Consider the following 4,117-nt stretch of genomic DNA (forward strand, 5'->3'; position numbering starts at 1 on the left):
GCCTTGGCGCGGGTGCGGCGGCGCACCGGCTTGGCCTCGGCGGCCTCCGCCGCGTCAACGGCCGGCTTGGCGGCGGCGGTCTTCCGCGTCCGCTTCGGCTTGGCCGGGGCGTCCTCGGCGACCGGGGCATCCGCCGTGGCCTTCGCGGCGGACGCGGACTTCCGGGTGCGCTTGGGCTTGGCCGGCGCGTCCTCGGCGCCCTCGGCGGTGTCCACCACGGCCTCGGCGGCCTTGGCTGCGGCGGTCTTCCGCGTCCGCTTCGGCTTGGCGGGAGCCTCCACGGCGCCCTCGGCGGTGTCCACCACGGCCTCGGCGGCCTTGGCAGCAGCGGTCTTCCGGGTCCGCTTGGGCTTCGCCGGCGCGTCCACCACGGCGTCCGCGGCCACGGTCTCCGTCACCACCGCCGGCGCCGTCTCCACGGCGGCCTTGGCGGTGCTGCGGCTACGGCGGCGCGGCTTGGCCGGCGCCTCGACGGGCTCCGTCACGGCCGCGGCGGCCGCCGAGCGCTCCGCCGCGAGCGCCCGGGCGGCGGTCTCGACGGTCTGGAAGCTTTCGGTCTCCACCGGGCGGACGACCCGGCTACGGCGGCGGCGCGGCTTGGCGGCCTCGGCCGGAGCCTCGGTCACCGCGGCGGGGGTCTCGGTCACCACGGCGGCCTTGGTCGCCACGACGGGAGCCTTGGTCGCCTTGCGGGCGGTCCTGGTCACCTCGGCGGGGGCCTCGGTCGCCACCGCGGCGGGCTCGGCCGCCTCGGCGACGGTGGCCGCGGCCTCGGTGACCGGCGCCGAGCCGGCACCGGACTGACCCGAGCGGGTACGGCGACGCCGGCGCGGCTGCCGCGGTCCGGCGGCGTCCGTGTCCTCGGCATGCTCGGAGCGCTCGGCGACAGCGGGCGTCCCGGTCGTCTGCGTCGTCGCGTCGGCCGGCGCGGAGCCGCCACGGGTGCGGCGGCGCTGGCGCGGGGTACGGGTGCGCGGGGCGCGCTCCTCCTCGACGACGGCGCCCTTACGGGGACCACGGCCCCGGCCGCCGGTCTCGCCCAGGTCCTCGACCTCTTCCGCGGCCAGCCCGGCCCGGGTGCGCTCGGCGCGCGGCAGCACGCCCTTGGTGCCCTCGGGGATGTTCAGCTGCGCGTAGAGGTGCGGCGAGGTGGAGTAGGTCTCCTCCGGCTCGTCGAACGCCAGGTCCAGCGCCTTGTTGATCAGCTTCCAGCGCGGGATGTCGTCCCAGTCGACGAGGGTGACCGCGGTGCCCTTGGCGCCCGCCCGGCCCGTACGGCCGATGCGGTGCAGGTAGGTCTTCTCCTCCTCGGGCGACTGGTAGTTGATGACATGGGTCACACCCTCGACATCGATACCGCGCGCGGCGACATCGGTGCAGACCAGGACATCGACCTTGCCGTTACGGAAGGCGCGCAGCGCCTGCTCACGGGCGCCCTGGCCGAGGTCGCCGTGCACCGCGCCGGAGGCGAAGCCGCGGCGCGCGAGCTGGTCGGCGATATCGGCGGCGGTCCGCTTCGTACGGCAGAACACCATCGCCAGGCCCCGGCCCTCGGCCTGGAGGATGCGGGCGACCATCTCCGGCTTGTCCATCGAGTGGGCCCGGAAGACGTGCTGGGTGGTGTTGCGGACGGTCTGGCCCTCGTCGTCCGGCGCGGTGGCGCGGATGTGCGTGGGCTGCGACATGTAGCGGCGGGCCAGGGAGATGACCTGGCCGGGCATGGTCGCGGAGAACAGCATCGTCTGCCGCTTGGCCGGCAGCAGCTGGATGATCTTCTCGACGTCGGGCAGGAAGCCCAGGTCGAGCATCTCGTCGGCCTCGTCCAGCACCAGGCTCTTGACCTGGGAGAGGTTGAGCTTGCGCTGGCCGGCGAGGTCGAGCAGCCGGCCGGGCGTGCCGACGACCACGTCGACGCCCTTCTTCAGCGCCTCGACCTGCGGCTCGTAGGCACGGCCGCCGTAAATGGCCAGCACCCGGACATTGCGCACCTTGCCGGCGGTGAGCAGATCGTTGGTGACCTGCTGGCACAGCTCGCGGGTGGGCACGACGACGAGGGCCTGCGGCGCCTCGGTGAGCTGCTCGGGCTGCGCCCGGCCCGCCTCGACGTCCGCGGGGACCGTGACGCGCTCGAGGAGCGGCAGGCCGAAACCGAGGGTCTTACCCGTGCCCGTCTTGGCCTGGCCGATGACGTCGTTGCCGGAGAGGGCGACGGGGAGCGTCAGCTCCTGGATGGGAAAGGGGGAGATGATGCCGACGGCTTCCAGCGCCTCGGCCGTCTCGGGGAAAATCCCGAGGTCTCGAAATGTAGACAGAATCTTGCCTCTTCTGTGAGACGCGGCGTGAGGCGGCGAAGGGGGTCGTACCGCACCTTCGTACGGGTTCGTACGGGCCGGCCTGAGGCGGCCGGTGGGGCGGGACCACTGCCAACGCTCAGGCACTCCTGCCGCGAGCGGTGTCCCTCCTGCTGTGCGTATGTCTGCTACGCGCCGCAAAAGAGGGCGGTCGGTTTGGAGCCGATCGGGCCACCGACCGGGCATCCGCTTCGTGGAACGACCCACCGATACTCGGCAGGTCCAAATACCACTGTACCCCGGATATGGCGCGCCCATCCGAAGGCTTGTATGAGTGAGGAATACATCACGGCCGGGCCCGGTGCCCGAGCGCCGGCTACGACCGTCGTTCGTACGGGGGAACGGCAGTGGCTGACCAGGGCCTTCCCCTAGTGGCTGACCAGGGCCTTCCCCCAGCCGCCGAGCGGGCTATTGTGCCGGTCATGGGAACGCCTGACAACGCCGCGGCTGACGCGCAAGAACACACCGGGATCGCCGCCCAGGACTGGGCGCAGGCATCCGCCGACCCCCAGTACCGGGCCGCCGTGATCGATCTGCTCGGCGCGCTCGCCTACGGCGAGCTGTCCGCCTTCGAGCGCCTGGCGGAGGACGCCAAGCTCGCGCCGACGATGGACGACAAGGCCGAACTGGCCAAGATGGCCTCGGCAGAGTTCCACCACTTCGAGCGGCTGCGGGAGCGGCTCGCGCAGATCGAGGCGGAGCCGAACGAGGCCATGGAGCCGTTCGCCGCCGCCCTGGACGAGTTCCACCGCCAGACCGCGCCGTCGGACTGGCTGGAGGGCCTGGTCAAGGCATATGTGGGCGACTCGATCGCCAGTGACTTCTACCGCGAGGTCGCGGCCCGCCTGGACTCCGACACCCGTGGCCTGGTGCTGGCCGTGCTGGACGACACCGGTCATGCCACGTTCGCCGTGGAGAAGGTGCGCGCGGCCATCGAGGCCGAGCCGCGGGTCGGCGGGCGGCTGGCCCTGTGGGCGCGCCGGCTGATGGGCGAGGCGCTCTCGCAGGCGCAGCGGGTGGTCGCGGACCGCGACGCGCTCTCCACGATGCTGGTGGGCGGGGTCGCCGACGGCTTCGACCTGGCAGAGGTGGGCCGGATGTTCTCACGGATCACCGAGGCACACACCAAGCGGATGGCGGCGCTGGGGCTCGCGGCCTGACGCCGAGTCCTGACGCCGTATCGGGGCGCCGGGCGGTTCAGGCCGTCCGGTGCCCCTTCAGTGCCGGGGCCGGCCGGCGCAGGCGCCGGTGCGGCGGGCGCACCAGGACCGACAGCAGCGCCGCCCCCACGGCGACCGACGCGAACATCACCTGGACGGGATACCCCGGGCCGAGGATCGCGCGGGTCAGCACGGCGCCGAGCAGCGCCGCGACCGGGCCCGTCGCGAGCGTGAGGGTGTGCGAGGGGAAGCGGTCGGGCAGCCATCGCGTGGCGGCCAGGGCGATGACAAAGCCGATGAGCAGGGCACCGAGCGCTTCCCAGATCATGCTGTTTCCCTCCCGCGTGACGACGCCGACCGGCTGAACAAATCGGTCGTAGGCGGTCGTACCCAGGGGGCACCGGCAGCAACCCTTCCCGCGCCGGTCCGCTGCCTGATCAGCCCAGCCGAACCGACTCGAACGGTCTGATCTGCGCAAATACGGCGCCCGGGGGGGGGCCGGAACGGCACCGGAGGCCGCGGTTCCGGCCTCCCCCGCCCCCTCCCCCTCTCCCCCTTCGGGGGAGGGGGCGGGGGGTGGGTTCGGGGGTGGGGGGGAGCCGTGGC

3 protein-coding genes are annotated in these 4,117 nt (G+C 73.3%); 1 reads left to right on the forward strand and 2 read right to left on the reverse strand.

From position 1 onward, the window contains the following. The coding region (locus ACFWJW_RS37555; protein WP_387249882.1) for a DEAD/DEAH box helicase at positions 1 to 2,438 on the reverse strand (2,438 nt) is incomplete at its 3' end. A gap of 335 nt (positions 2,439 to 2,773) precedes the next feature. Between ACFWJW_RS37555 and ACFWJW_RS37560 the strand changes: the two genes are divergently transcribed. Then, positions 2,774 to 3,511, forward strand: a complete 738-nt coding sequence (locus ACFWJW_RS37560; protein ID WP_042148315.1) for a ferritin-like fold-containing protein — start codon at positions 2,774 to 2,776, stop codon at positions 3,509 to 3,511. Positions 3,512 to 3,548: 37 nt separating this feature from the next. On the opposite strand, the gene ACFWJW_RS37565 is transcribed toward ACFWJW_RS37560, so the two are convergent. After that, complete coding sequence (locus ACFWJW_RS37565) at positions 3,549 to 3,839, reverse strand: hypothetical protein (protein WP_387249884.1); 291 nt, start codon at positions 3,837 to 3,839, stop codon at positions 3,549 to 3,551. Positions 3,840 to 4,117 lie beyond the last annotated feature (278 nt).

The organism is Streptomyces sp. NPDC127097, from assembly GCF_042724075.1.
Taxonomy (GTDB): Bacteria; Actinomycetota; Actinomycetes; order Streptomycetales; family Streptomycetaceae; genus Streptomyces.